Consider the following 24,456-nt stretch of genomic DNA (forward strand, 5'->3'; position numbering starts at 1 on the left):
TCATAAGTAGTAAAAACTCCAGGTTGTTCTAGATGAATCTAGATTATTCTGTACTGGTTTGGATTTTCGTAGTAAGAATGGCGACATGTCGTCTCAACTTCTTCGTTCGGAGGAAGTTCCCACTAGCTCTATAGTACTAGATTAAAGTCCAAAAGTGTAGCTAATTGCTTATGTTACAGAACAAAATTCGTCAAAAACATAATTAGACAATATTTCTATATTAATAGGAAGATTCTCACAACACACTCGATAACTTGACCACCCATAATTCTGAAAATGGCTCAGAATGCGTTTTAGAAATTACCTATCTTATATTATCGCCCCTCAGATTTATGATTGGTTTTCCTGTCGATGGCCACTTAGCAGTTTCATCAAAGCCACGATAGACCTTTGTCAGTTGAAATTCAATACCGTCGATAACTTTTTCTAGATAATCTAAATCATGAATATCGATTGAGTGGACTGGTGTGGACTTAATTCTTCTGCCTTTTGGGAAGGCATTGACGAAGATATTGTACTTTTGCGGTTGCAACTTAAAGTCCACGATCATGATGTTGTACTGTGTTTTTGGCAAACGTTTGAACGCTGCACCAATTCGTTCGTTCAAAATCTTTATGTCTTCTGGGAGCTGTTTGCGAATATACTCCGGATCCGTAAAATTTTCCATGGTTAATCACCTCGGAAACATTCTACCACAGAACCAGAACGTACATTCGTATAAATTATTGTGTCTTTCCAATAAACCTAGCTACCTTATCAACGTCAACATTCTCCCCTTTAACCTGTTCATAGACCACTGTATCAGTGTCATTATTCAAAAGTATCCACCGATCTTCTTTTTTTAATAAAGTGAAACTATCGAAAATATAGCCTAGTCCATCACTCGTGGTTTCAAAGGAGATGCTACGATCGCCAATTTTCAAACAAACCTCTTCGGCAATATTGATAGGTTCCAAACGTCCAGTGTATACAAAATATAGATGATTCTTAGGAACGGCTAACCATTCTTCTTCATAATCCTGCATTTTCGATAAAACGTCATTGATGAACGTACGACTAATGCCACTAAGCGCCGTATAAACTCTTATTGGCAAGTCTAATGCTAGTTTATGATTTCGGTTAATCCAGCTATTTAATGTAACTTGCTTGATGCCCGACTGTTTAGAAAACTCATTCACAGACATCTTCAAGTCTTCATTAATATACCGTTTCAAAAAATATTCTGTCAAAATACCCCTCCTATAATAACTGTATTAAGATGTTTATCACTGACAATACAATAAGGACAATCAATAATGTTTTAATAGTTTTCATAATATTATAGCCATGATATAATGTGTACAGCAAACAAGGGGCAAGCCCCTTGCTCGATTATTTTAAAAGCTTATCGAATATAGATATGATGGTTTGTATGATTTGGGTAATGAGTAAGATTACCGTGAGAACCTTTATATCTGAATCGGTAGGCTTTTTCTTTTGCCGTTTCCTCATGGCTACCTCCTTTCTATATTTATACATTACTACATATGTACTAATTAATCAATACGTTTGTAGTAATTAATTCGATTTAATTTGCTTTATTGTACGCAAAAAAAGCGCACCCAATCTCAGCTAAGAGATCAGGTGCGCTTTGGTATATACACCGATTATTATACTTTGGCTAGCATTTCTAATGCTTGTTTAATGTTATCGTTGTCAAATACTTTTTTTACAGTCTGTTTCTCAAACCGCTCGTTGGGTCTTTGAGTATTCTCTATTTTTAAAGATGACAACATGCGCTTTGACATCTTCTTTTTCGACACACTTATCATTTGCATATTATCCCTCCTAGTTAACTTTAGTTAGTTTACTTTGATTTTAGATAACTGTCAATCATTACCCCTTGATTCGTTAACATAGCTAAATTGATCTAAATATAGATTCATGAACTTGGTACTAAGTACTGCATGTGCCAAAATATATTGCTTCAACTGCACTTCGCTCATTTCTTTTTCAGCAAGTTTTAGTGAAATGTTATACAGTTCTTTAGCTCCAACATTCGGTAAGTCAATAAAATTAAGATTCAGTAATGTAATGCCCGACAACAAGGCCGTCCGCTTGTTTCCGTTATGAAAAAGCTGTTTAGTAGCAATAGAGTACCAAAGGTGAGTAGCCTTATCAACTACGGTAGGATGCACATCCCTTCCAAAAAATTCTTGGTTTGTGGAACCTATAACTTGTTCCAACCCTGGCTTATCCTTCAAACCATAAATCCACTCTTCTGTAAAAAGATACTTTTCCGCTTTGAAATTAAGATCATTATAAAATTCAGTTTTATCACTAAACATGAGTGGCAGTGCAAGAAGTAGTAATCGCGCTTTCTTATTTCCTGAACGAATAGTGAGCCAATGCTTATCTTTAACCGTACGAACATGCATAGACCAATCGTCCGTTTTGCTTAATTTCATTGTTCTAGCAAGCAAAAGCTTAAATTCATTAAGTTGTTTTGCCTTATAGTTCGTAATTAATAGTACGTCAAGATTCATTTGAGTTAACCACCTAACTCCAGCAATTATTAAATTAATAATACCATATCTATGTATACCCCCACTACAAGAGCAGGAGTTCTCAGTTACTTAATCCATTTCACAAAATACTTATTAGCAGTAAACGTTGTAGTATGACCAGCATGAACCGCTTTGTAAGTACCGTTGCTTAGCTTAAAGCTCCCGACTTTAAGCGTTTGCCCCTTCTTGTAATGAACGGCACGCTTACCATTTAGGTAAGTGTAGATCCCTTTGCTGTTTGTCACCTTCAACTTCTTCACGTAATCAGCGTGGTAGTAAGGTTGCACGTCCTCTGCCTTGAACCAGCCGATGACTGTCTTTCCATTATATAGCAATACTGCTTGGCGAGACTTGCCAGACTTAATCGTCTTAGTCTGTTTAATGGTAAGATTCTTGTTTTGCAGACTAGTAGCCAGCTTAGAAGAACTGCAATAGAAATTGGCTGCCTTGCGTACTTGAACCGTCTCGCCATTGAAGCGACCACCGTAAGGATACGAGTTGGCCGACACGGTTGTTGACTTACCAAACCAGTTGCCAGAGATTTGCGTATTAGAATCTAATGCCTTGCCTAGTGCACTAGAATAGTGCGTTGAGCTATATTGCCATAGCTGGTAATCGTTAGGGACTGGCCGACTAGATTGGTAAGCGGCTAACCAGAAACCATCATAGTTCTTCTTGGTGCCAATATAAGCGTTGTAGAAGTAGCGATATGAGTACAGATACACTGGCTTTTTAGTCAGCGATTGCATCTCTGCACCCCAGGCTTGCGTAGCCTTGCTAAAGCTTGTAGTCGTATGCTCCTCGGCGTCGTTAACGTAGAAGAGTGCCCGCTTGGCACGTGCGTAAGCATACTTGGCTTCAGTACGTGCGTCAGCTACGCTAGAATACTGCCCAAACTGATACACACCATAGGGGATATTGTACTTCTCGACCATAGCGATGTTGTGATCAACTACTCTGTCCTTATAGTTGGCACCATAACCAGTCCGTAGGATAACGCCTCCGACCTCAGTTTTAAGACGCTTGGCTTGCGTAGCTGTTATGTTTCCTTGCCACTCGGAAAGGTCATAAATAGGTAGCTTAGCAGCACTGGCATTAGTGTAAATAAAAAGCCCAGCAACGAATGCTAGACCAGTTAAGCAGATGTGTTTAATTAGTTTTTGCACTGGTTGAATCCCCCTTGTTTTCAGATTTTTTGACTGCTTCCGCAATCTCGTTATCGGTTTGTGTAGGCGTGGTATCTCGTACCAAACCATACGATGTAAACAGCATGATGATGGTATTTACGCCATTCATCAGTTGCGCGGTGTCACCCCACTTAAAGCCAAATAACTGTGCTACGTACTGGATAACCAGTACCAAAACACCGGCTAAAGCTAGCCAGTCTGCTTTGCTATAAATGTTAAAATTCAATTTCTTCATGGACGTTTGTCCCCCTTCTTATCACGCTCTTCATCAAGCTCATGTTGCAATTCGGCATTGCGATCCTTAGCCTCGTGATACAGTTTCCGCCACTCTTCGTTGGACGACTCTCGCTCTTCTCTGGCGGACTTTCTCTTCCCCAAACGATAAGTGAAATATGCCATCAGTACACCAGGGATAACTGCGATAAACGGATTTAGTAGGTCACGCAAAAGCGGACCAAGGTAGCTAATCACTCGAATTGCTCCGCTCCGCTAAGATTAAAATGACCCCGGTTAGCGCGGCATTGCTAATCCAAGGCATTTCAATTCCTAGAACGATGTAGTGTAACCATTGGTAAAACGTTAGTGTAGTCATGACCCCAGCTGAGATGATTAGTAATGCGTGGTCAAATCGTACAGATCGTTGGCGGTCAAATACCCAATACATCATGCCTAATCCGACAAGCACGAATACACCGCCTATGATGTCATCGTTAGCAATTCCCGCCACATAAGGTGGCCACACGAAATAGGAGTCATGGCTAATCAGATGCAGGCCAATGCCAATTTGCGCTAAGCTTAGAAGAGCGTGGAATGGATTGCATTTAAGCGAATCCCACATTTTCCTCACCCCATTAATAGACCGCTACATAGCAGTCCCAAAATAAAAGCGCCAATAATCACTAAACTGCAGTAGATTATTCGGCGCCGTCTTCGTTTTTTGCAGAAGCGAGAATGGATTGAATGTCGGCTTGCAGTACTGCAGGACACTCTTCAACGGTACGTCCACCGTCTAGTACGTTAGCAACATATAACATAGTTAAAGCTGAAAATTTCTTGTTCATCATAATAATTTATCTCCTTTTATTTTTAATAATTAAACTAACTTAGAAACGGCTTCTCTTAGTCGTTCTGGTACATCCTCAAGCTTACGTTGCTTAGCTTTGATTGAGTTAGCATAAAGCTGTGCGAGTGCGTTCATTAGGATTCACTCCCATCTGTTTTAGCGTCAGCAGATGTTTCATATGCGCCCCCTCCTAATTTTGGGTAAAATAAAAACACTGACTAACTGGCTGAGTAGAAGCTAGTTAGTGGTGCTTGTGGTCGTTACTTGAGTTGTTGGTGCTACATATGCTTCGCCGGTGATAGCTTTGTAATCGTCTGCCGTGATAACCCTCAAACTTACATAAGGCTTAATGTCCGTGCCCCATGAGAAAAGTAGTTCTAATGTGTCAATATCTGGAAATGTCATAATTATTTTGCCTCCGTTCCAGTGGTTTGTTTTGATTGCAGAGTTGCAATTTGTAGCGTCAAACTACCTGCCATACCTTGAAGTTTCTTAATTGTCGTTTGTGCTTCGGTCAATGTTGAATTAAGTTGAGTTTGTTGCAACGTCAAGTTGCTTGTCAGCTTCTTCAAATCATTAGCGGTACTGATGGCACTATCTAATTGAATGCCTTGACGATTAATAACGTCACGAAGATAGCCAATAGTTAAATCAGGTAAATTGCCAGGCGATACAATCTGATCATTTTCGTCTAAGTAATATCCCTTGTTCCAGAACAACAGAAAATATTGTGGATATTGATCTACATCCGGTACCGTCACCTCGGTTAATCCGTCTGCTGAATCTAATACTGGTAGGTCGTCTGTGAAGTAGCGTCGACCATCAGTATCGACCTCTTTTGCTTTTACATAGTATGTTGCCATTGTGATTCCTCCTTAAAAGTTTGGATTAAAAAATATTCAATTTGAGTGCTATCGAGTAAATGTCATTGCCAAAATTTTCCTCGACAAAATGCAGGTATAACAACGTTTATACATAGTTATTCCTCCTAAATATCGTATTGTAAAATAAGTTCTCTTATTGAGTGAGGGTTGGTTAATTTTAAAGTTGTTTGTGAAATAGAATCATAACTCGGCATATTCATGAAGTTACTGGCATAAAATCTTAAGTTAGGCAAAGCGGCTATTTCAGGAGGTAGCTCAGCAGTTATAAAGACTGAATATCCTGATGGTATTAATTCACCATCAAACAGGACAAATCCCTCAGCCGTTATCAAGTACTTAACTGTATACGAATCTTCGTTTTGTTTCCACGTCATGTCTCTCCATGTCACCGAGTTATCAAACAGCTCTTTTCCATCATTAAATCCTTGATGTGCTTTTGGTATTGCATTGCTCATTAGCTAGCACCTCCAGTCGTCGATGGCTTGTCACCAACAAGATAGATGTTTGCTGGATATAGTGCCGTTTGCGCTTTTGCAGTTGCCTCATCGTAGACCCATTCAGTCCAGCCTAATGTGTGACCCTCAATCATAGCGTCACCATAGTGGAAGTTAACCTTCTTGTTAACGAAACCAGTGTTAGGGTCAACCTTGATGTAGTCCTTGAGGATAGCGGTGAGCTGGTCTTTTGTGATATAGCTGGATAAATCAGCGGCTGTGGCAACATCGACACCAGATTTTTGAAGCTTACCAGTAAAGTTAGCATCCTGACCCTTTCGTGCTAAGTCAGACGGTAAACTGCTTGCGAGAAGTAATGGGTTATTTTTAACCGTTGGGACAGTGTCAAAATTGTTTGCTCCAGATAGGTGAGCTACTTTGCTATCGTCAGATTCCGTCAAAATCTCTGATGGATTAGGACACCAATCAGTAGCTACACTACCTTTTTCCAGCTTCATATTAGACACTGTAATTTTTGACGTGGTTGGCACATTATTTAGGTGAAAATCAAAGAAACTAGCTTTATTGCTAGAGCTGTTTGACAGAGTGAAAGTAGTAACCTTATGCCCTGATGTGTTACTGCTTGAAATCGTAGTAATATCACCAAAACCCCAAGGGTTCCCATAAAACTGTTGTTGCATATCCCCTGTGTAAGCACTAGCCGTATCTGTAACAGACCAATCATAGCTTAAGGTAAACCAACTCCCGTATTTTTGATACAAGTTATAAGCATTCATACCCCCAACTAGGTCATAAGTACGTGCAACTTGATTACCAGAAGCATTACCCGTAATAGATGCAGGAGTTGCAGTCCCTAGTAACAAGTTAGTCCCAACAGCACTGTTATTAACTTGAGTTTGCAATGTGGAAACTTTGCTATCATCAGCAGGTGTGTAACCAATTTTATCTTGCTTAGCATTAACATCCGCCGTGGTCGCCACCGTCTTACCTTGCATTGTAATTGGCTTTTCGAATGAATTAGCCCCCGTGAACTTGTTGTCTGCGCCGGTGCGAGCGATGTCGTCGGGAAGAAGCTCGTCAAGCTTCTCTTGAGTCACATATCCTTTTGAAGCTAGGATGCTATCAATATCCTTTTGAGTAATGTAAACATCATCGTTGACCTGTAATTCCACATTTTGAGATGCTGAATACCCGATGCTTACAGATGGCAAGAATCTAAAAGGTGTTCCTTGGTCAGCAGGTAACACAAATGGGTCAATACCTAATGCAACTGCGAGAATTTTCTGGGTTGTGTCCCCGTCAATGTGTCCCATAACCCCAATCATTGATAACGAAAAATCTTTTGTAAGACCTTCATTGCTAACAACAGATGTAACCGTAAAGGTGTTGTTGCTTTGTGATACGTTGTTCGCATCAAACTGTTTTGCATTGGTGAAATCATTTAATGATAATGTCGAAATATCTGTTCCTTCTGGAATCACCCTTTCAGAAACAACTAACTTGTCCACAATCAAGGCTTTCTTCGTAGCGTCTGCTTGTGCGAAAATGGTCGCTCCGTCTCGAGTTAAGCTTTTCGAATTATATTGCAACTTCATCCCTCCTTAAATTTTTGGCAAAATAAAAAGCCCAGTGCCCACTGCACTAAATAGAAACATCATAATCAAATTTGAGTGCTACCCCGGTATACACGGTCGGCGCAACTGAAACCGGTACTTCGACGTATCCTGGGATACTAATATCAGCTTCTAAATGTCCGGACGTGCTAATTCCTACGAAAGCATTTGTTTTGATGTTGGTAGAGAACCCAATTTGTTTAATTTTGAATCCTCCAGCCATTGCTTTTTGAAGCTCATCAGTAAGCATTGGTAGCAAGTTTGCATGCGTGACTTTGCCAATATCAACATCAACAATTTCAACCGTATTGGGGTCACCTGTATCTTTCCCGTCAATAATTTTGCGACTAGGAACAATAGTAACGTCTTCTGGATTGCACCCCAATAAATTAGCTGCTATGGATAAAACATCATGCCAGGTACCTTTTGATTTATTGCTTAAATGATGAGATTTTAGTAAAAATCGATACGTTTCGTCATCTAAACCATTACGATCAATCGAAAAATTGTCACCAATATCATCAAGTTCAAGTCCGTGGGCATAATTGATACTGAGTGCTTTATCCTGCTCATCTAATTGCATCCTGGTTGTAAATACTAGCTCATCAACAAACTGTATTAAGTCATCAAAATGAGTGCCTTTATGGTTAGCTCTAAATCCGACATACTTAGCGTTTTGCATTCTATGATATTGATCAAAAGTTTGTCCGTTTTGCAGTTCATCACTCATCGACGATCACCTCTATCAGGTCATCAGTCGTCGCTGCAGTCTGATACCTTTCTAGACTGATATTATTTGTTGAAAAATTCGTTCCATCTAAACTAGCTTGGATATTTGAAATTTCTGCAACACCATCAAGTCCGTACAGGTAGCTATATAGTTTATTCAGAATAATAGTTTGTCCCATATCGAACTCATCTAAAAATTCTGAAACAGCTTCATTAACAGCACCTTCATCGTATCCTTCTGACTGGGACAAATTTATTTTGAAAGATAACTTAACCACCTGAGCTGTATCAAAATGTACCTCGACATCATTGCCATCAACTATGACATGATGTTCTTGGTCTCCAACTGTTATAGCTCCAGCCGCAATGTTAGTAGCTATAGCTTGCGCAATATCTCCCGGTACTCCTCCGGATACAAAAAAATGTAGTGATAGTGGTGGGTTACCGTATCTATCTACTACATTTTCTAAGTTTTCTTGAAGAGTAACACCTGTAACTCCTGGAACATTGGTTATGGCAGTTATTAGACCAGATGGTGTGGGCCCTTCACTAGCATCCGAAACAACCAATAAACGTCTGCGGAGGTCATAGTCTGTTTCCAAATCGACGCCTCCAGCGGCAGGTTCAGGATTCGTTACTTCCTCAATTTCGTCTACTGGATTAGCTGGATTGATAATTGTATTGGCATCAACATTTGCATAACTGGCACTATCTTCGCTATAAGCAAGGACGTTTGCTTTTCCATCTTGATCAATCTGAACATCTTCGGCAGTGAAGAAGCTATCACCGTTGTCAGTCATGAACTCGGAGTTTTCTTCAACCAGATAACCCGGTTTCCCGGTAATCAACAAAGTTGCTTGAGCTGGTTGAGCTAATATACGCTGGATTCCATCGTTTGATGCTAAGCGATCAAGCGAAACTCCGGTTGCAAACGGCTTAAATGCACTATCATGTACATCCTGCATATGCTCATATATTTCTAGCAGTTGGTCCGCCCACACAAAGGCTAACTTACCCATATTTGAACCATCAGAAACATCGGTACCGCTCCCCATACGGTTTTTAACCGTAGCTTTAATTTCCGCAAGTAAAGCGTCAAATTCCGGTAACACAAAACCGTTTTCGGTTAACCCATAATCACTCAGTGCCATTCATTGTCACCTCCTTGTCGAAATCTATGGTTCCTAAAGTGGTTGCTACAACAATATGAAAGGTAACTGTTCGACCATCTTCACTAATAATCGGCGTCACCTCATTAACATTAACTACTCTTTGGTCTTGCTTAATTGCATTTTCAATTGCAACTTTCGAAGCATTTTCGTCAAATCCTCCCAGAAACCATTCGAAAGACATCCCGACATCTTCATCCATAAAAACACCCAAAGGCGTCTGAATTCGGCTCATCAGCGCTTGTTTCAATTCTTCCGTCCCTGAAATAAGCATTGGTCCACCATTTACCCAGGCTAAATCTCCATCTTGAGTGTACGCAAAGTCTTCTGCCATCTAACCACCACCTTTAAAATCTGTAGCATCAGCAACTTTACCGATAACATAGGCAAAATCAATCGCGTGCTTACGATTAGAATCCACCTTGAACGTGCTCTTGTTAGTAAAATACATATCGTCATCATCCAAAACGATTGCAACAACGTTATCCCCCACCCGATAATCTAGGTTCAGCGAAACGTCTTTTCCTACCAACGGCAAAACTAAAAAACGAGCCTTAGAGACGACGTTTTGTTTCTTGCCACCAATCACCGCAAGGGGTTGTAATTCTGCTTCTGGGGGGCTCAGCTTATTGATTTTAGCGAGATAGGCAACTGAGATGGACTCAGTCGAATTATTTAACATTGCCTTGACCAGTTTTGAGGTCCAATCTTTTTCAGCTGCCATTATTTCTTACCCCCTTTACTTCTTTTGCTTCGTTTTTCTTTAGCTTTTTCTCGATCTGCTTTATCTTTTTTCGCCTTGGCTGCCTTATCACTCTTCTTCTTTTTTGAAATTGATTTTTGTTGTTTCTTTTTATACTCATCGAACGGTTGGACCACTACAGAGGTGATAGACGTACTTCCAGTCGAGATTGTTGATGACCCGGATAAAGCAATCATCCATCCGCTTAGACTTTCATGTTTAACCTGAAATACTGATCCTGAACTAATATCTGGATTGAATAATAAATTTAACTGCCAACTTTTACCGACATCGCTATCCTCTTGATATTCAGGAGGGTCAAGAAGTCCAGTGGTACTCGTCGCCACATAATCCAGCTTCTTCTGCTTAACAAAGTCTTGTACTTGAAGAAAGCCATGCTTCCAATACACGGTTGTGTTGCAATCAGCAGCTATTTCTTTAATACAGGCTAGTGGTTTTTTCTTAGCCGTATATCCCTTAAGGTACTTACGGTCATAAACTAGTTTGACTGTTTGAATTTTGATTCCGGCCAGTTTAGCAATCTTTTTTATGATCGTGGATCCTTTGGTTCCTGGTTTAAAACTCAAGGCTTTGTATGCGGTTTTCACTTGATATTTTTTGTGATTAACAAGGTACTTGCGTTGCTTATTCCATGAAGAACTGAGTTGCGTCCGTGCCTGCTTCTTTTTCTTAGTAGCTTGCGCTCGCTTCTGCTTTACTTCTTTATCCGAAGCGTGTGGATGTGTGTCACGCCAATAATTAAATGCCTTATTGGTTTTACTGTTATAAGCGCTAATTTTAGATTCTAGGCTCTTTTGTGATGCGACTTGTCGAATCTTCTTACTAGTTTTGACTTTAATTGGCTTTAGCTTGTCGTATTTCTCACCGTCTTGCATCGTAAAGGACAGTTGCCAATCACCGCTATCATTCTTACGTGGTTGAATAGTCGTGATTGTTCCATGCACCACGTGTCGAATGAGATGCTCTGAAAAGTCTGCATTAAAAAAACCAGCGTAATAATCGATTTGATTTCCCTTTTTAAATAAATCACTATGTTCTTTTAGCAATCCATGAATGGTAAATTCAGTAGTAGAAGGCGTATCGTCGTTGCTAAAATTCATCGTTACTTCAATCTGCGCAGTGAAAGGTTGTCTGTGCGTTGTCTTGAGGACAAACTTTTCTTTTCCATTATCGAGTTCTATCCGTTGATAAAAGTGCACCATTTTCATCCACGCTCACCGCCTACTGTCGAATCATTGCCATACAAATTCATATCGGCGTCTGTTGAGTCATCGGCGTCATCAGTCTCTTCATCGCTTTCATCAGTCAGAGCCAAATCGTCATTATCTACAACGATGTCATCATTTTGCTCCTCACCTAAAAACGCTAATTTAACGCGTACTGGGAAATTGAGAGCACTTACCTCAGTCTCTTCACCATCTTCATCAATCGGTGTTAAAACAACAACCGGCAATCGTTGATCATTAACTGACATCCATAACGCTTGTCCATAAACAAGCTTTTCACCCAATACAATATCGACCCCATATTCATCCTTGATGTCTATGTGGAAACTGTCACCAACTCGGTTATAGTAAATTTTCAGCGTAAAGCTAACACCATTAAAGTCGTGTTCAAACTCTTGAGGGAAATCATCAATATTAAAATCTAAATAATCGTATTCCATAGCATTTCCCTCCTACGAGTAATAAATTTTGGCACCAATTGGAATTTTACGTGCAGGATATTTATTCAACTTCTCAACTGTGCTGAGTTTTACTCCTGTCTTTTGTGAAACGTACCAATACGTGTATCCTGACTTAGCCACAATATATTTGTGTTTGCTATTAGACTTACCCTTACCCGTTCCTTTACTTTTAGGTTTACTACCAGTCTTTTTTGTTTTCTTAGCCTTCTTTTTCACGTTTGAATCAAAATATGTTGCGATAGTAAGAGTAAAAGTAATGTTGCAGGTATTAATGCCTGTACCACCAGAAGCTCGGTTAAAATCGGAAGTTAAGTCGCTCATGATGACATGCTCTTGATACCCTGCCTCGCTGTTCCAGCGAATATCGGTACCGTGATCAGTCCAACGCCTGAGCTTAACTAAATCTTTTTTAATCTGGTCCATATCATCAATGGTTTCGCCACCAAGAACTGCAGTTACAGAAATAGTGGGCGCGTTCATCTGGGTTGTCGTAACCATATTCATCCCGTGCTCAACTGCCTGTGTAGCTACATTAGTGCTATGTGGTTCACTCTCATCCGTCACAAACATAAAAACGTAAGAATCATCTGCTCGGGGATAGTTTGGCATGACATAGGCGTCCTTTTCAAACCGATCATCATCTTTTACCGAGTTTAAAATAGTCACTTTATGTTCCTCTTCGTCTGCCCGTTTTTTAGCTGACGCAGCTTTATCCTTCGCTTTCTTGGCATCGTTTTGTTTCTTGGTTAGTGCCTTGATAACACTGCTACTCTTGCCCTTCGGATCAACTTTCTTCTTTAGCTTGGTAATTTTCTTCTGGGTACTTTTAATAGTTTTATTGAAGCCTGCTATCATACTGTCGTATTTACTGGTAGCTGTTTTCTTACTTGCGATAATAACCAACTCCTTTCTGTTGAAGTAAATTTCTATGTATAAGAAAAGACCGTCCAGTGACGGTCTTTTCTTATGAGTCAAATTCGAACTTGTTGAAAATCTTTTGGGCGATTCTATTAACTGCTTGCTCCACTGATTCTTCAAGCTTTGAAGTAGTTTCGTTAATTTGATCGTCACTTGGATTGCCATAGATTTGAAAGGTATTGTGGATTTCAATCTTAGGCATGGATCGCCCGTGACTATCACCACTAGTCTTTCTGCCATGACCGCCCACGATGTCTTGCTTCAACTTCTTACGAGACTTGGCTGCTTTAAACGAGTCTAAAATTCCTCTAAATGGAGACTGACTATTTGCAGCAGCTCTTGCACCAATGACTTGAGCAATCAGACTATCTGCTGAATTTCGCTTAGGGTTAATTGCCACTTCTGGCTCACCCTTAACTTCACCAAAGACGTTTAATTTGCCGTTCTTAGCCCATCCACCATTTGCATGTTTAGCAATAGCAGAGGCAACCTTTCTAGCTCCAGCAACGTGTTGAGCAGTATAACCGCCACGTTCCCATTGAGTTGAGAAAGCACTTGCTAAAGAAGCGATAGACCCTTTACCACTCAAAATCCGTTTGAAAATTGAGCTGTTAGCTCCATCTCCTTTAAGTGCAAACTCAAGTTGTGTGCCAGCACTCTTCCAATTTTGGTTATGCTTTTTGGCAAAGTTGATTAGCGCCGTCTTCCGACCGCCTAACCATTGCCCCAAACCAGAAGCACCACCACCCGGGTTAACTGCACCTGGGTTTAGCCCAGATTCAAAACTCCAGTTTCCAAGAATTGCGGCAATACCTTGGGTAGTTGCAGCTGGATAAAGCTTTCTGAGGGCATCAGCTAACGTGCGAGCACGTGAACCCACACCACCAGCGAGCCCCAGGCTACCGATACTACCAATAGCGTCTTCGCCTAGCTTATCGGATACCCAACTCAATCTCTTGCCAAGTTCAGACTTAACGAGCTTGGTTAGAGCTGGATTTTTAGACTTTTTGCTATCTTTACTAGTCTTAATCGCCTTGCTTGTTACTTCTCGTGGATCTAGCCAACCCGCAGTCGATGAACCACCAATGCTAAACATCTTGTGATGAGTAGCACCGACGTGGACATGAGTCCCAGCAGGTCCCAACTTAGCGATGGCTTGACCAGCCTTGACGGTATCGCCGACATCAACGAGAAGCTTCGCACCGCTATTGCTCTTGCCGTTTAACTCTTGATAGATGTAACTCAATCCACCACCAGCGACAACAATATTTTCACCAATACCTCGTGGACCACCCCAACCACTCGGAGCACCCCCGGCATGAGTAACTTTACCGGTATTCATGGCGTGGACTGTCTTGGCGCCGTAGTAATCAACACCATCATGGCTAGAATATCCGCCACCAACATTACTACGATGACCAAATCCGGACGTAACACCCCATCCTGAACCAGGAGAATGTGTAACTGGCCCACCTGCACCACCGCCACTCATAGCGTTCTGCAGTTGTGACCATACCTCGGCATTCCAAGGCAATCCAACGGAGTTAGATGCCATTTTGGAAGTCTGAGCAAGGCCACGTCCTAATGAAGATGCTAAGTTCCCCTTGAGATTACTTGTAAAGTCTCGCTTCCAAGCATTCTTAGGATTCTTATTACTGTTCTCAATAAGACGATGTAAACCACCAGTACCTTTAGCGTAGTGTGGCAAAGCTCCAACGGCTTGCAACTGTGCTGTTTCTGTACCGTTTAGAACCTCGTAGCCAGGTCCTAATGGTACGACAGCATTATCACCTTGTGGCATGTAAGCGCGTCCGTTAGGTGCCACAATCGTTTCCTGTCGAGGACCTGACGTGGCATCGTTAACGACTGCCATGGTGTGCTTGCTAATGGGCCCTTTCGAACCTTGAGCGTAATGGATCAATGGCAGTACATCACCACCGCCACCAAACTTATTCAGAACTGTGTTAATGCCACGGATACCACCATTTAATTGCTTAATGGCATTCAACATTGCCTTGTGTGCGTAATTATCAAGTTTGCTGAAAATTTTGTAGAAATCTTCAACCATATCTTTGGTAACTGCGTTCATTCCCTTGTGCATCTGCTTCATTTGTACGAGAGAATCTTTCTGGGTCTTGTCGAAGCTGTTGACCGTATTCTTTTGAAGCTTCTTAGTGCTCTTATCAGTGTCGCGACTAATGGAAGTCCATTGTTGCTTAGAACCTCGGCTTAACTTCTTAAGCGATTTAGTACTCTTAGACACATCCAAGTTGACAGAAGCAACGGCTCCAGAGCCCTTTTTAAGCTTCGTTGTTCCACTAGCATATCCCGGCAGGACCATTCCAGCACCTGCACCACCACGCAATACCTTATGAGTATCACGAGCGTTGAGAATATGCTCACCAGCGAACAGTTTTGCCATCGTAGGACCATTAATACCAAGGACTCTAACTCGTCCAGTACGGGCGTTATAGGCTAGCTCACTACCTTGCTCACCAACCAACGCCATTTGGTTTCTCTTAATAGCGCCACCAGTCGCAAAACCAGCGTATTGCTGATTAGGGTTGAAGTGCTGCTTCTTATATCCGCCCAACTTCTTAGTTTCTTTTTGAAGCTTTTTAGCGTCGCCACCTTGAAGTTCATTATATCCAGTACGCATTTTTTGCATGGAACCTTTCCCATGCTTTTTGTCATAACTAGATGAGCTTTTATTTACCTTATTGGATACGTCCTTAAAGATTTTTAATCCTGAAAGATATTTACCAATACCTTCACCGATTGTGGCACCAATCATCATTCCTGTTGATCCACCAAGAAGCATACCTATTGATCCACCAACTGCTGTACCAGCACCAGCCCAAAGTTCTTTACCACCCTTTTTGCTATTTACTCCATGCTTAAAGGCAGAAACTCCATGAGAACCAACCTCTACACCTAAGATAGCCCAACTCAATCCATTAACTGCTCGAACAAATTTCGAACCGCCCTTTGTTCCAGCCGTGTTTCCAGCTGATTTAACATACTGAGCAAAATGCTTTCCACCAGTATTACCAGCTCTTCTACTTCCAGCATTTGCATAAGTACCAAAGGTAGTACCTGCTTTTTTACCAAAATTTGTAGCATTCCGACTTGTTCCAACTGTTCCAACGGACATAGTCTGTTTTTTTAAAGCAGAAGGGCTTTGAGAAAAACTACTTAGGATTCCTGTTTTTGAACCATTAGCCGCTTTAATCAACCCAATGCTAACTGCTACTTTTCTCAGTGCTAGGGCATATTGAGTAGCTTTGGAAACTAAAAAGAAACCGGCTAAAGTACCACCAATAATTTTCAAGGCTTCTTTATGCTTAGAAATATCGTCCAGATATTTTGCAACATCTTTTAGGTTGGTTTTAGTTCCCGGCAAATGTCCTGCCAAAAGAGATAAAGTATCAGCAAAAGTATTCCACGCACCGTTTGCAATGGTCCCGGTTATTTTACCTACGGAACCAAAAATGGAACCAAACGTCGATCCATTTTTTATCATGAATTTAACGTATGATTCCATATTATCGATTGTAGGTTGGATGGCTTTTGCAAGTTTATCCTCGTCAACTTTACCAATCGCATCTGTAATGCCACTGACCGCACCAATACCGGCTTTACCCAGCTTGTTGTAGGTCTTTTGCAACTTGTTGGCTGCGGTTTCCCGTAGTCCATCCATTGCTTGGCCAACAGTTTTATATTGCGTCGCCATTTTAGCAAAGTTCTTGTTGGTGCCGACTTTACCGATCATATCTAAGAATTCCTTAGAGCTAATCTTGCCAGCCTGTACGTCACGAATTAAGCCACCGGTCGTGGTATGCATTGCTTTAGCAACTGCTGAAATACCAGCTGGTGCCTGTTCCATCATGATTCTCAAGTCTTGCCATTGAACTTTTGGCTTGGCCGCCATTTGTACGGCTTGTTGACTTAAGGATTTCATTGCTTGCGCAGGATCATCAGCTGCAGCTGCTAATCCACCGAAGCCTTTAACCAGTCTCTCAGTATCCTTAACCCCGACAGCATCTAGCTGACTGTACGTTGAAGCCATATCCGAAGCAGAATAGATAGTCTGTTGAGCAAACTTCTGTAAGTCGCCCTGAACTTTCTTAATTCGCTTATCAGAATATCCGTTCATTTTAAGATTGCCTTCGAACGTTTGCCAAGCTTTACTACTTTCGTCAAGTTCACTGATCATAGACCGGATGCCACCACTAATAGTATTTAGGCCCGAAAAACCTATCGCACCACCTACTACGCCAAGCATGATGCTTTTAAACTTGTGCGTTTTCTTGGTTGCTGAGGCTACTGAATTTCCATAGCGCTCAACTTGCGTTCTAGACTTCCCTAAACCACCAGTCGAACCACTGATAGACCTCTGTGCTCGCCCAAAAAGTTTAGTTTCCTGCGTTGCCTTACGATAGGCTTCTCGAGTTTGATTAATTGGCTTATCAGCACCCGAATTGCTTTGTACAACCTTTCGCCCTGCTTGTTCAGCTGCCTGCGCATATTCCTTAGCAGATTTAGCTGCCACTTGATTGGCTGAACTCATCCCCGCAATATTGCGTTGATACTTAGTGCTCATATCCTCAGCATGGTCGGCTACTCGATACAGTTGGTTAGATACCTTATCTAACTGTTTGACCATACTTTCAAGGGACTTATTAGCTGATGTCACGCTCTTGTTGATTTTATCGACTAGCAATTTAGCATTTCTGAGTTTGTTGAGATCAAGTTTTACGGGTAAAGCTATCGTATTGTGTAGCGTCCCACCACCAGTTGCCATTACGACATACCTCCCAACATAGACTCATAAAGCGCATGACGATTCTTATCGCGTTCCATCATTGCGTAACGCAAAACCGATAATTCTGGTGCTGTCATCTGTTGAATTTCTTGAGTAGATAACGTTGCAGAACCGTCCATAAATGCGCTCCATTTAAAATAGGCATCTGGAAATTCATCCAGATACCTCTTTACTGCAAAATCACTAATCGGCGTTAAACTTTGAGTCAAAAAACGTGGCCGCTTCGTTCATCAACCAGCGGAATGTTGCAATTTCGTGTTTGTCGAAAAAGTCCCAGTCAATCTTACCGGCTGGCTTATTATCGACAACTACCGCACTAAACAAGCCAAATAGTGCTTGGTGGAAACGAGATGACGTCGCTTGGATGGCATTACCATCGTCAGTCACTACCACTTGACTACGCGTATCATCGATTGATTCGGCAACACGCAAGTTAGGCATAGTAACGTTCACATTAATCGTTGTGCCGTCAGTTTCAGTAACAAGATATTGACGAGTCTTATCATCAATATCCTTCACTTCGGTACGTTCTTTCAGTGGAACTTTTGTAAAATCTTTCTTTTCAGTCTTTTCTTCAGTTACTTTTTCTTCAGCCATTTTTATGGTCCTCCTATTGTTCGTTAGGGTCTACTGATGCACTGACACAGTGATATAGCAATGGAACAGTTGGCGCTTCCTTGTTACCGTTCAAATCAGGAATCTTAGCCAACGAAGCTGAGGTTGTACTGATGATTTCAACCGGCGTGTAGATAATAATTTCATGCGATTGTTCTTTAAATTCCTTTTCTTTCAGGATTTTTGTCCAGATAGGATCCAATCGTGAAATGTTAATTGTTAAATCAGCTTGCCCATTGTGGTTAATAACCGTAATACCATGCCCATATGCATCAGATGAAATAGTGATGTTATCTTCTGCGAACGATAACGTGAAAATATCACCTGATGTAAACAGCACTGGTTTGATACCGTCAATTTGGACAACCATGTCGGCAATGTCCCAACGGGCGTTTGTATAATCGTTAATTGATCCTGCCATATTCTCTTCCTCCTAATTAAGCTTGTTCTGGTAGCACAAGTGTTTGTGCAAAAGTGACATCGTCGATAGAAAATACCGGTTGGTACTTCCAGCCCATACCCGTCAACTTACCGCTAGCCTTCTTGTAATCTGGTACATCATCAGAATTAACAGTGACAATCGTGTAATTATCCCGAATCAATCCACGTTGTACGTATGAATCAAGCGTCAGCTTAATCTGACCTGAGAACATGTCGATTCCAGTTTGGTCATATGGAATACGTCCATTATTGATGAATAAGTTAACCGACTTAGCTGTAATGTCATTGGCAATGGCGTCTCTGATTAACATAATGGCAAATTGATCTCCGGATTGAGATTTATTTCCACTAAACATAGGAACTCCATTACGATATTCGTAGGTAACCACGTTGTAAGGCGTGTAATACTTAGCCAACGTCTCAGCATTAAATTCATATAAGTCTTGTGGTGTAAGCCCATCTAATTTGTGGATGAATTCAGGGTCACGACCTACAGAACTATTGGCATATTCTGCCAAGAATGTGGCTGCTAGTTGATAGTCCGCATCTGTTTCACCATATTTAACTAGAGAAAGAACCAAGGTTGCTTTGTTGCCCTTGATTGGTGTCAGATAGCTAAAGTCTGGATGACTATCAGCCGTTGGAATATCCAAAATTAATACCTTGTTGTCTTGAGCTTCAACGAAGTTAGAAACTGCAATAGCAACATCTTGATTGCTTTTGTCTACTTTGATGACGAAATATTCAGCACCAGCTTCGTAGTACTTCTTAACTGCAGCAACTGCAGCATCAGCCGCACTAACAGTAGGTTGTTCTGCAGCACCCTCAGAAGCTGGAACAGCATCAGAAGCCGCATAAGTAATGATTTGAAATAATGGTGAGTTTTCATTTGAAAAATATTTTTCAGCGAAGTTATATTCATACGTGTCAACTTCGTGCACTGGTTCAACTTGTCCAACATTGCGATAAGTTTCTAAGCCTTCCTTTGCACCAGCCTCAATCAATGCAACACCAGCCATCCCATTCGCTAGAATTGGACGGTCGTATGTTGTCACAATGTGGATTGGCGATAAATCGATAATCTTTTCAGACATTTGAGTGACCTCCTAAGTCAGTTGAATTAATTCGTGGAAAATCTGATACATAGCTACGCAATAGCCTGAGAGTTACCTCTACGGGCTGAACGTAGATACTAAAAAGGCTGGTAAAATCGTTGGCAGTAATGCTGTTTGGTACAGCGTCAACCACGATAATTCCAGCTTTTCTAAGTTGTTCGTGATACTTTGGATCCTTAAGTAATACCTCAATGTCATTTGCAATTTGCATCGACTCTTGAGGCTTTTCGGCATAGCAATTTAATGTGATTTGAAAACGGAAAATCTCCAATTCACGGGAATTATTCCACGTTTCCGGAACACCTCCGTTAGGATAATCAAAAGTGATATAAGGATATTCCGGCAATTTTTCCCGATTAATCGGCACAACAGACAATCCCGTGATATTCGTAATAATCTGACGGAATGCCTCCACTTTTTCACCGTAATCAAAGGTTTTTGCGTTGTACGTCAATATGATCACTCCTTCCTTGAAGGAAGTACAAATAGGCACCAACAATATCTTGACTGTCACCGTAACGTGTAACCGAAAACTGTTGACCTCTATACCGTACGACTGTCTTTTCGGGAACTTCCAAGTGAGAAAGCCACTCCCATGAATATGAGCTTGCATCCCCACCAGGTAGTTTCACTAACGTACTAGCACTATTGCCGACTGAGATAATTGGTTCTCGGATAGATTGCCATTCCAGTGGTTCCTTACTCTGATCACCCCAATGGTCGTCAGCTGTGGTTGTGGGAATCGCATATTCAAAATCAACGCTCATTAATCGGAATATCTTGTTAATATTGCGACTCATAAGCCGTTGGACCTTAGCAGGCATTAGATCACCACCCAGCTGATTGAACGTTGCATTGCACCAGTATCAATTAGCGGATTATTGAATCCTTTATTAGCTGCAGTAATAGGTGCGTTCTTAGGGCTGGCATTCGCCATAGCCCGTTTCATTTGAATGGAAACGTACTCGCCAACAGCATTGAGAATAGGTTTCCAAGAAGTTGATGTTCCATTCAGAACCTTGCTAACCTCTTCTGCTGCAATCTTCGCTACGTGGGGACGAATGCGTTTAACTGTGTTCGTCAACAGATGTCGAGCTGGGATTCTAACTTGTTCGGCCAACAGAAAATAAACGACCAATTTGCCATTTTCTTGTCGAGCAAGACTTGGCTTTCCGGCCTTTGTGGTATAGAAAAAAAGCCCGTCAATTTCACGAGCTTTTCGTTTACCAGCTACTGGCATTGGAATCGTCAAGTACTTACTGTGCGACGGTTGGATAGTAGCTCCCGTCTCACTAACACCTATTAGCATTTGCATGAAATCGATTGAACGATCACCTTCCTGCTTAAGCGCACCCACAAAGACCGTGTGATGCTGTAATTCAGAAAGAATCTCGATTGCTCGTCCCAAGTGGTTAAAGTCATCGGCTTCACTCATAAGAATTGCACCTTCCATCCATCATTCAAGCCAAGCGCGTTCAACATGTCATTGAACTGGTCAAAGTACACGTCTGTGCCGTTAGTATCAGATAGGTTAACTTGAAACACATCAGCTTTAACTGATGTTGCTACTCCATCCGCTTGTTCTGACTGATGTAGTAAGTGCGCTACAAATAACGTGACTAACGTCTCCATATCATCATCAGATACATTGTAACTGCGACACTTGATCTCAGCTTGTCGGATGAACAAATCCAGCTTGTTATTTGCCGATTCGTCATCAAACAATTCAGGGTAGGTTTGTGTAAGCTTTTTCTGAACCGTTTCTTTAAGATTTTCTATCATGATTATGCCCTCCTTTATTGAGGGACATTAATCTTGCGCCCCACCTTTAAATATGGTGCTGGGAAACGTGTATTGGCATCACGAAGACTACCAACCGAAACACCCAGCTTTTTTGAGACCAGATATTCGCTATCCCCTTCAACGACAACATAAGTCGTGGGATTAGCTTTTTTAGAAGCTTTTGCTTGTTTAGCCAAGTCAATTCCTCCTTTCTAAGGAAAATTATTCGGCATCACTAGTCTGCTCTTAATCCTCAACTACAGGTTCTTTTACTGTTACCTTGGTGGTAGCTGATTGGTCACCAGAAGTTGCGGTAATCGTAGCAGTTCCTGGAGCAACAAAGGCTACAGTACCGTTTGCAACCGTTGCAACCGTTGCATCGCTAGTAGTCCAGGTAACCGTCTTATCAGTAGCCTCTGCAGGTGTAACAGTTGCTTGTAATTCAACCGTCTTGCCTACATCACCAGTGGCTGTCGCTTGGCTTAAGGCAATTCCCGATACGGGTACCTTTACTTCTTTACCGCCATCATTTTCAGATGGCGTTATGCTTTTGGGCCTACACTCATAATCACAACGTTGCGAACCTTATCGAATGCTGGTAAGACTTTTTGTGAAATATGAACAAAAGTACCAACTGGATCAAACTGACGTGCAGTATAAAGCGTCATACCGTCTGTAGTCCGAGAAAGTTGAACACTTGATTCACCTTGAAGTCCTAAATCTTCGTTGGTATCCGTCCAAGCTAAACGTCCAACCGGTCCAGCTGGCAACAGAATTACTGTGTCATCAGGAATAAAGCGGTCAGAGCCAACACCCTTGTTATAGATAAGTGTGTCAATTCCAAGCGTATCTGTGATGAGTTGCTTAACAGCTGGTTGAGCAATCGCAATGTTGTTACTTGATTTGTCGATAGCTAAGGAGTTAATCACTTCTCCAGACTTAGCAATTTTCCGGAAAGTACGACCATTCATCAGAGCATGTGCGATAACCGTTCCGTTGTCATCGTTGATTTTGTCAATTTGTTCTTGAATATCAGCCAATGGAGCCGAATCCATATTTCCCCACTCAGTGGAAACTTCAACTTTATGTTCCGCAGGCAAGCCAAAGTCGCGCTTGTAAAGTAAATTTCCGCTTGTTACGGAGATTTTTCCAGTCGTTAGAGCTTGCATTGACAATACTTCACGCGTAAAGGTTGCGTCAGTCAATAAAGTAGCTGGGTCTTGATATTGGGTATTAGTAATAGCCTCTACTTGCGCTTGACTGGCATTATTTGCCAAAGCGTTTTTAATATCGCTACGACGTTTTTCATCCATGCCTTTGTAATTCTTGAATGGAATTAACCCAAATTTGTCGCTTTCAAAACCAATGTTGTTAAGCTTAACAGCTTTAACGTCATCAGTAGTTGCAGTCAGCATACGAGCTGGCTCGTTTTCCCCATAGATTAATTCAACCTCATCTGTACTGTTGTAGACAGTACTAAATAGGCTTTGATATAGATATGGTTGGCGCTCATTTGCACGTTGATTCCAGTATCCAATAATTGCATTTGGATTTTCAATATCCGCTAAAGTACGCATTTAATATTCCTCCTCTAATCTCTCGTGATGAATGTGACTTTTGGTAAAACGGGTTTCAACGCTGTTTGTAATGCAGCAGTATATAGTTTTGCCGTCTCATCATCCATCCGTTTAATATTTACGGTTCCGGCAACAATGATTGAAGCTGGTTGGGCCCCTTCAACAATGTTGTAGTCGTTTCGCAAAATACCTTGTGCTTTTGATGCATCAGTTGTTGGTGTTAAAACCGCACTACCGTCATCTGTATTTGCAAAGTCCTTATTTGACGTGAGCAAGGTACCTGCACGTAAATACTTTTGACCATCCGCATCTGCAGTTAAACTTGGATCGTCTACCATGCCCGATAAAGTGGTCGCATTGCGGTCGTCGATAAGAATATCAGTACCGCCGAAAATTGATTTCTTCATTCCTTAACCCTCCTGTGGTTTATTTGAAATTGTCTAATGGGTTCAATCCTTGAGACGATTCAGCAACGTGTTTCCCAAAGTTATCTAGAGACTGGTTAACAGTAGTATCCTTGGGGATGCCACCTTGTTGGTATTCCTTACGAACGTTAGCCTCTGTGTCCTTCTGCAACTTGGTAATAAAGTTTAAAAGCGTGCTAGCATTGTCGATTGTCTGGTTACGATCATTGGTAACGAGCATATTTACTAGGCTGTTATCAACAGTCACTCCAGCTTCTTGGAATACCTTGTTTGTAGCGTCCAAGATGTCACGGCGTTCTAGTTGTGCTTTCAGCTCTTTATTTTCCTTTTGCTCAGGTGTAAGAGGCTTGTCCTTAGGATCCTTGCCTCCGTTCTTTAACTTCTCAATTTCAGTATTTGCACGATCAAGTTTTTCCTGCAGTTCATTCTTTTTCCCTTGTTCCTGACCAATGCGACCTTTAAGTTTTTCGATGATTGCTTGATTGTCGTCCGTTAGGTCATCGTTGGAATTAGTTGAACCAGCTTGAGTGCCATTGCCCTCTCCGCCTTCCGAACCACTTGCATTATTCAGATTGGGGTCGGTTGGGCTCCCATCGTTAGAATTGGTTTGTTCCGCAAAATACTGTAATAGCATTGGTAACGCATTGCTATATAGTTTCATT

The 24,456-nt window shown here is 41.4% G+C and carries 34 protein-coding genes; all 34 read right to left on the bottom strand.

Features of this window, described 5'->3' with window-relative positions:
• Nucleotides 1-304 precede the first annotated feature (304 nt).
• The 34 genes from LOSG293_RS03925 to LOSG293_RS04075 all read right to left on the bottom strand — a co-directional run bounded on the left by LOSG293_RS03925 (nt 305) and on the right by LOSG293_RS04075 (nt 24,455).
• Nucleotides 305-667, bottom strand: a complete 363-nt coding sequence (locus LOSG293_RS03925) for a hypothetical protein (RefSeq protein WP_051907201.1) — start codon at nt 665-667, stop codon at nt 305-307.
• Nucleotides 668-722: 55 nt separating this feature from the next.
• Nucleotides 723-1,229: a hypothetical protein gene (locus LOSG293_RS03930; protein WP_034527290.1), complete on the bottom strand. Its 507-nt coding sequence runs from the start codon at nt 1,227-1,229 to the stop codon at nt 723-725.
• Nucleotides 1,230-1,868: 639 nt separating this feature from the next.
• Nucleotides 1,869-2,525, bottom strand: a complete 657-nt coding sequence (locus LOSG293_RS03935) for a type II toxin-antitoxin system death-on-curing family toxin (protein WP_051907202.1) — start codon at nt 2,523-2,525, stop codon at nt 1,869-1,871.
• An 86-nt stretch (nt 2,526-2,611) separates the two neighbouring features.
• Nucleotides 2,612-3,712, bottom strand: coding sequence for a GH25 family lysozyme (locus LOSG293_RS03940; RefSeq protein ID WP_051907203.1), 1,101 nt, complete (start codon nt 3,710-3,712; stop codon nt 2,612-2,614).
• A complete protein-coding gene (locus tag LOSG293_RS03945) occupies nt 3,696-3,968 on the bottom strand; it encodes a phage holin (RefSeq protein WP_034527293.1) in 273 nt (90 codons plus the stop codon). Before LOSG293_RS03945 ends, LOSG293_RS03940 begins: the two co-directional genes overlap by 17 nt.
• Entirely contained in the window at nt 3,965-4,204 is a 240-nt protein-coding gene (locus LOSG293_RS03950) for a hypothetical protein (protein WP_034527296.1), read from the bottom strand. Before LOSG293_RS03950 ends, LOSG293_RS03945 begins: the two co-directional genes overlap by 4 nt.
• Nucleotides 4,197-4,571, bottom strand: a complete 375-nt coding sequence (locus LOSG293_RS03955; RefSeq protein ID WP_034527299.1) for a hypothetical protein — start codon at nt 4,569-4,571, stop codon at nt 4,197-4,199. Before LOSG293_RS03955 ends, LOSG293_RS03950 begins: the two co-directional genes overlap by 8 nt.
• A 76-nt stretch (nt 4,572-4,647) precedes the next feature.
• On the bottom strand, nt 4,648-4,797 hold the full coding sequence (locus LOSG293_RS10035; protein ID WP_191976213.1) for a hypothetical protein: 150 nt from the start codon (nt 4,795-4,797) through the stop codon (nt 4,648-4,650).
• Between the two features lie 29 nt (nt 4,798-4,826).
• Nucleotides 4,827-4,931, bottom strand: coding sequence for a CD1375 family protein (locus tag LOSG293_RS10260; protein ID WP_252903771.1), 105 nt, complete (start codon nt 4,929-4,931; stop codon nt 4,827-4,829).
• A 102-nt stretch (nt 4,932-5,033) separates the two neighbouring features.
• Nucleotides 5,034-5,201, bottom strand: coding sequence for an XkdX family protein (locus LOSG293_RS10325; RefSeq protein WP_152551094.1), 168 nt, complete (start codon nt 5,199-5,201; stop codon nt 5,034-5,036).
• 2 nt (nt 5,202-5,203) lie between these two features.
• Nucleotides 5,204-5,659, bottom strand: coding sequence for a hypothetical protein (locus tag LOSG293_RS03965; protein WP_034527301.1), 456 nt, complete (start codon nt 5,657-5,659; stop codon nt 5,204-5,206).
• A 125-nt stretch (nt 5,660-5,784) separates the two neighbouring features.
• On the bottom strand, nt 5,785-6,135 hold the full coding sequence (locus tag LOSG293_RS03970) for a hypothetical protein (protein ID WP_034527304.1): 351 nt from the start codon (nt 6,133-6,135) through the stop codon (nt 5,785-5,787).
• A complete protein-coding gene (locus LOSG293_RS10115) occupies nt 6,135-7,724 on the bottom strand; it encodes a hypothetical protein (RefSeq protein ID WP_235786803.1) in 1,590 nt (529 codons plus the stop codon). Before LOSG293_RS10115 ends, LOSG293_RS03970 begins: the two co-directional genes overlap by 1 nt.
• Nucleotides 7,725-7,776: 52 nt before the next feature.
• Nucleotides 7,777-8,478 carry a hypothetical protein gene (locus LOSG293_RS03980; protein WP_051907204.1) on the bottom strand — a complete coding sequence of 234 codons (702 nt, stop codon included), beginning with the start codon at nt 8,476-8,478 and terminating at the stop codon, nt 7,777-7,779.
• Nucleotides 8,471-9,628: a baseplate J/gp47 family protein gene (locus tag LOSG293_RS03985; RefSeq protein WP_051907205.1), complete on the bottom strand. Its 1,158-nt coding sequence runs from the start codon at nt 9,626-9,628 to the stop codon at nt 8,471-8,473. Before LOSG293_RS03985 ends, LOSG293_RS03980 begins: the two co-directional genes overlap by 8 nt.
• Nucleotides 9,615-9,980 (bottom strand): contractile injection system sheath initiator, encoded by a 366-nt coding sequence (locus LOSG293_RS03990; RefSeq protein ID WP_034527309.1) that lies wholly within the window; start codon nt 9,978-9,980, stop codon nt 9,615-9,617. Before LOSG293_RS03990 ends, LOSG293_RS03985 begins: the two co-directional genes overlap by 14 nt.
• Complete coding sequence (locus tag LOSG293_RS03995) at nt 9,981-10,370, bottom strand: hypothetical protein (RefSeq protein ID WP_034527311.1); 390 nt, start codon at nt 10,368-10,370, stop codon at nt 9,981-9,983.
• Entirely contained in the window at nt 10,370-11,608 is a 1,239-nt protein-coding gene (locus tag LOSG293_RS04000) for a hypothetical protein (RefSeq protein WP_152551095.1), read from the bottom strand. Before LOSG293_RS04000 ends, LOSG293_RS03995 begins: the two co-directional genes overlap by 1 nt.
• Before the next feature lie 5 nt (nt 11,609-11,613).
• The gene (locus tag LOSG293_RS04005) at nt 11,614-12,075 is read right to left on the bottom strand and encodes a phage baseplate plug family protein (protein WP_051907206.1); all 462 of its coding nucleotides are present in this window, start codon (nt 12,073-12,075) and stop codon (nt 11,614-11,616) included.
• A gap of 12 nt (nt 12,076-12,087) precedes the next feature.
• A complete protein-coding gene (locus tag LOSG293_RS04010; protein WP_034527313.1) occupies nt 12,088-12,999 on the bottom strand; it encodes a hypothetical protein in 912 nt (303 codons plus the stop codon).
• Nucleotides 13,000-13,060: 61 nt separating this feature from the next.
• Complete coding sequence (locus LOSG293_RS04015) at nt 13,061-17,818, bottom strand: phage tail tip lysozyme (RefSeq protein ID WP_051907207.1); 4,758 nt, start codon at nt 17,816-17,818, stop codon at nt 13,061-13,063.
• Complete coding sequence (locus LOSG293_RS09930; protein WP_160171698.1) at nt 17,818-17,958, bottom strand: hypothetical protein; 141 nt, start codon at nt 17,956-17,958, stop codon at nt 17,818-17,820. The genes LOSG293_RS04015 and LOSG293_RS09930 overlap by 1 nt, the downstream gene beginning before the upstream one ends.
• Before the next feature lie 64 nt (nt 17,959-18,022).
• The gene (locus LOSG293_RS04020; protein ID WP_034527314.1) at nt 18,023-18,436 is read right to left on the bottom strand and encodes a hypothetical protein; all 414 of its coding nucleotides are present in this window, start codon (nt 18,434-18,436) and stop codon (nt 18,023-18,025) included.
• Nucleotides 18,437-18,449: 13 nt separating this feature from the next.
• Nucleotides 18,450-18,875 carry a hypothetical protein gene (locus LOSG293_RS04025; RefSeq protein ID WP_034527315.1) on the bottom strand — a complete coding sequence of 142 codons (426 nt, stop codon included), beginning with the start codon at nt 18,873-18,875 and terminating at the stop codon, nt 18,450-18,452.
• 16 nt (nt 18,876-18,891) lie between these two features.
• A complete protein-coding gene (locus LOSG293_RS04030) occupies nt 18,892-19,989 on the bottom strand; it encodes a DUF3383 family protein (protein WP_034527317.1) in 1,098 nt (365 codons plus the stop codon).
• Nucleotides 19,982-20,464: a phage neck terminator protein gene (locus tag LOSG293_RS04035; RefSeq protein WP_034527319.1), complete on the bottom strand. Its 483-nt coding sequence runs from the start codon at nt 20,462-20,464 to the stop codon at nt 19,982-19,984. Before LOSG293_RS04035 ends, LOSG293_RS04030 begins: the two co-directional genes overlap by 8 nt.
• A complete protein-coding gene (locus tag LOSG293_RS04040; RefSeq protein ID WP_034527321.1) occupies nt 20,439-20,834 on the bottom strand; it encodes a hypothetical protein in 396 nt (131 codons plus the stop codon). The genes LOSG293_RS04035 and LOSG293_RS04040 overlap by 26 nt, the downstream gene beginning before the upstream one ends.
• Nucleotides 20,834-21,445 (bottom strand): hypothetical protein, encoded by a 612-nt coding sequence (locus LOSG293_RS04045; protein ID WP_034527323.1) that lies wholly within the window; start codon nt 21,443-21,445, stop codon nt 20,834-20,836. Before LOSG293_RS04045 ends, LOSG293_RS04040 begins: the two co-directional genes overlap by 1 nt.
• Entirely contained in the window at nt 21,442-21,792 is a 351-nt protein-coding gene (locus LOSG293_RS04050; protein ID WP_034527325.1) for a DUF4054 domain-containing protein, read from the bottom strand. Before LOSG293_RS04050 ends, LOSG293_RS04045 begins: the two co-directional genes overlap by 4 nt.
• Before the next feature lie 14 nt (nt 21,793-21,806).
• Nucleotides 21,807-21,989 (bottom strand): LysM peptidoglycan-binding domain-containing protein, encoded by a 183-nt coding sequence (locus tag LOSG293_RS04055; RefSeq protein WP_034527327.1) that lies wholly within the window; start codon nt 21,987-21,989, stop codon nt 21,807-21,809.
• 49 nt (nt 21,990-22,038) lie between these two features.
• Nucleotides 22,039-22,338 carry an Ig-like domain-containing protein gene (locus tag LOSG293_RS04060; protein WP_081919891.1) on the bottom strand — a complete coding sequence of 100 codons (300 nt, stop codon included), beginning with the start codon at nt 22,336-22,338 and terminating at the stop codon, nt 22,039-22,041.
• The gene (locus LOSG293_RS04065) at nt 22,335-23,369 is read right to left on the bottom strand and encodes a major capsid protein (RefSeq protein WP_034527329.1); all 1,035 of its coding nucleotides are present in this window, start codon (nt 23,367-23,369) and stop codon (nt 22,335-22,337) included. Before LOSG293_RS04065 ends, LOSG293_RS04060 begins: the two co-directional genes overlap by 4 nt.
• A gap of 14 nt (nt 23,370-23,383) precedes the next feature.
• The gene (locus LOSG293_RS04070) at nt 23,384-23,776 is read right to left on the bottom strand and encodes a hypothetical protein (RefSeq protein ID WP_034527331.1); all 393 of its coding nucleotides are present in this window, start codon (nt 23,774-23,776) and stop codon (nt 23,384-23,386) included.
• Between the two features lie 19 nt (nt 23,777-23,795).
• Complete coding sequence (locus LOSG293_RS04075; RefSeq protein WP_034527333.1) at nt 23,796-24,455, bottom strand: capsid assembly scaffolding protein Gp46 family protein; 660 nt, start codon at nt 24,453-24,455, stop codon at nt 23,796-23,798.
• Nucleotide 24,456 lies beyond the last annotated feature (1 nt).

This window comes from Secundilactobacillus oryzae JCM 18671, assembly GCF_000740055.1.
Classification (GTDB): Bacteria; Bacillota; Bacilli; order Lactobacillales; family Lactobacillaceae; genus Secundilactobacillus; species Secundilactobacillus oryzae.

Bases quoted from the DNA above. Each gene is read 5' to 3' on its own strand.
- LOSG293_RS03925 (WP_051907201.1), bottom strand. From the start codon at position 667: ATGGAAAATTTTACGGATCCGGAGTATATTCGCAAACAGCTCCCAGAA.
- LOSG293_RS03935 (WP_051907202.1), bottom strand. From the start codon at position 2,525: ATGAATCTTGACGTACTATTAATTACGAACTATAAGGCAAAACAACTT.
- LOSG293_RS03945 (WP_034527293.1), bottom strand. From the start codon at position 3,968: ATGAAGAAATTGAATTTTAACATTTATAGCAAAGCAGACTGGCTAGCT.
- LOSG293_RS03955 (WP_034527299.1), bottom strand. From the start codon at position 4,571: ATGTGGGATTCGCTTAAATGCAATCCATTCCACGCTCTTCTAAGCTTA.
- LOSG293_RS10035 (WP_191976213.1), bottom strand. From the start codon at position 4,797: ATGATGAACAAGAAATTTTCAGCTTTAACTATGTTATATGTTGCTAAC.
- LOSG293_RS10260 (WP_252903771.1), bottom strand. From the start codon at position 4,931: ATGAACGCACTCGCACAGCTTTATGCTAACTCAATCAAAGCTAAGCAA.
- LOSG293_RS10325 (WP_152551094.1), bottom strand. From the start codon at position 5,201: ATGACATTTCCAGATATTGACACATTAGAACTACTTTTCTCATGGGGC.
- LOSG293_RS03965 (WP_034527301.1), bottom strand. From the start codon at position 5,659: ATGGCAACATACTATGTAAAAGCAAAAGAGGTCGATACTGATGGTCGA.
- LOSG293_RS03970 (WP_034527304.1), bottom strand. From the start codon at position 6,135: ATGAGCAATGCAATACCAAAAGCACATCAAGGATTTAATGATGGAAAA.
- LOSG293_RS03980 (WP_051907204.1), bottom strand. From the start codon at position 8,478: ATGAGTGATGAACTGCAAAACGGACAAACTTTTGATCAATATCATAGA.
- LOSG293_RS03985 (WP_051907205.1), bottom strand. From the start codon at position 9,628: ATGGCACTGAGTGATTATGGGTTAACCGAAAACGGTTTTGTGTTACCG.
- LOSG293_RS03990 (WP_034527309.1), bottom strand. From the start codon at position 9,980: ATGGCAGAAGACTTTGCGTACACTCAAGATGGAGATTTAGCCTGGGTA.
- LOSG293_RS03995 (WP_034527311.1), bottom strand. From the start codon at position 10,370: ATGGCAGCTGAAAAAGATTGGACCTCAAAACTGGTCAAGGCAATGTTA.
- LOSG293_RS04005 (WP_051907206.1), bottom strand. From the start codon at position 12,075: ATGGAATACGATTATTTAGATTTTAATATTGATGATTTCCCTCAAGAG.
- LOSG293_RS04015 (WP_051907207.1), bottom strand. From the start codon at position 17,818: ATGGCAACTGGTGGTGGGACGCTACACAATACGATAGCTTTACCCGTA.
- LOSG293_RS09930 (WP_160171698.1), bottom strand. From the start codon at position 17,958: ATGGACGGTTCTGCAACGTTATCTACTCAAGAAATTCAACAGATGACA.
- LOSG293_RS04020 (WP_034527314.1), bottom strand. From the start codon at position 18,436: ATGGCTGAAGAAAAAGTAACTGAAGAAAAGACTGAAAAGAAAGATTTT.
- LOSG293_RS04025 (WP_034527315.1), bottom strand. From the start codon at position 18,875: ATGGCAGGATCAATTAACGATTATACAAACGCCCGTTGGGACATTGCC.
- LOSG293_RS04030 (WP_034527317.1), bottom strand. From the start codon at position 19,989: ATGTCTGAAAAGATTATCGATTTATCGCCAATCCACATTGTGACAACA.
- LOSG293_RS04040 (WP_034527321.1), bottom strand. From the start codon at position 20,834: ATGCCTGCTAAGGTCCAACGGCTTATGAGTCGCAATATTAACAAGATA.
- LOSG293_RS04045 (WP_034527323.1), bottom strand. From the start codon at position 21,445: ATGAGTGAAGCCGATGACTTTAACCACTTGGGACGAGCAATCGAGATT.
- LOSG293_RS04050 (WP_034527325.1), bottom strand. From the start codon at position 21,792: ATGATAGAAAATCTTAAAGAAACGGTTCAGAAAAAGCTTACACAAACC.
- LOSG293_RS04065 (WP_034527329.1), bottom strand. From the start codon at position 23,369: ATGCGTACTTTAGCGGATATTGAAAATCCAAATGCAATTATTGGATAC.
- LOSG293_RS04070 (WP_034527331.1), bottom strand. From the start codon at position 23,776: ATGAAGAAATCAATTTTCGGCGGTACTGATATTCTTATCGACGACCGC.
- LOSG293_RS04075 (WP_034527333.1), bottom strand. From the start codon at position 24,455: ATGAAACTATATAGCAATGCGTTACCAATGCTATTACAGTATTTTGCG.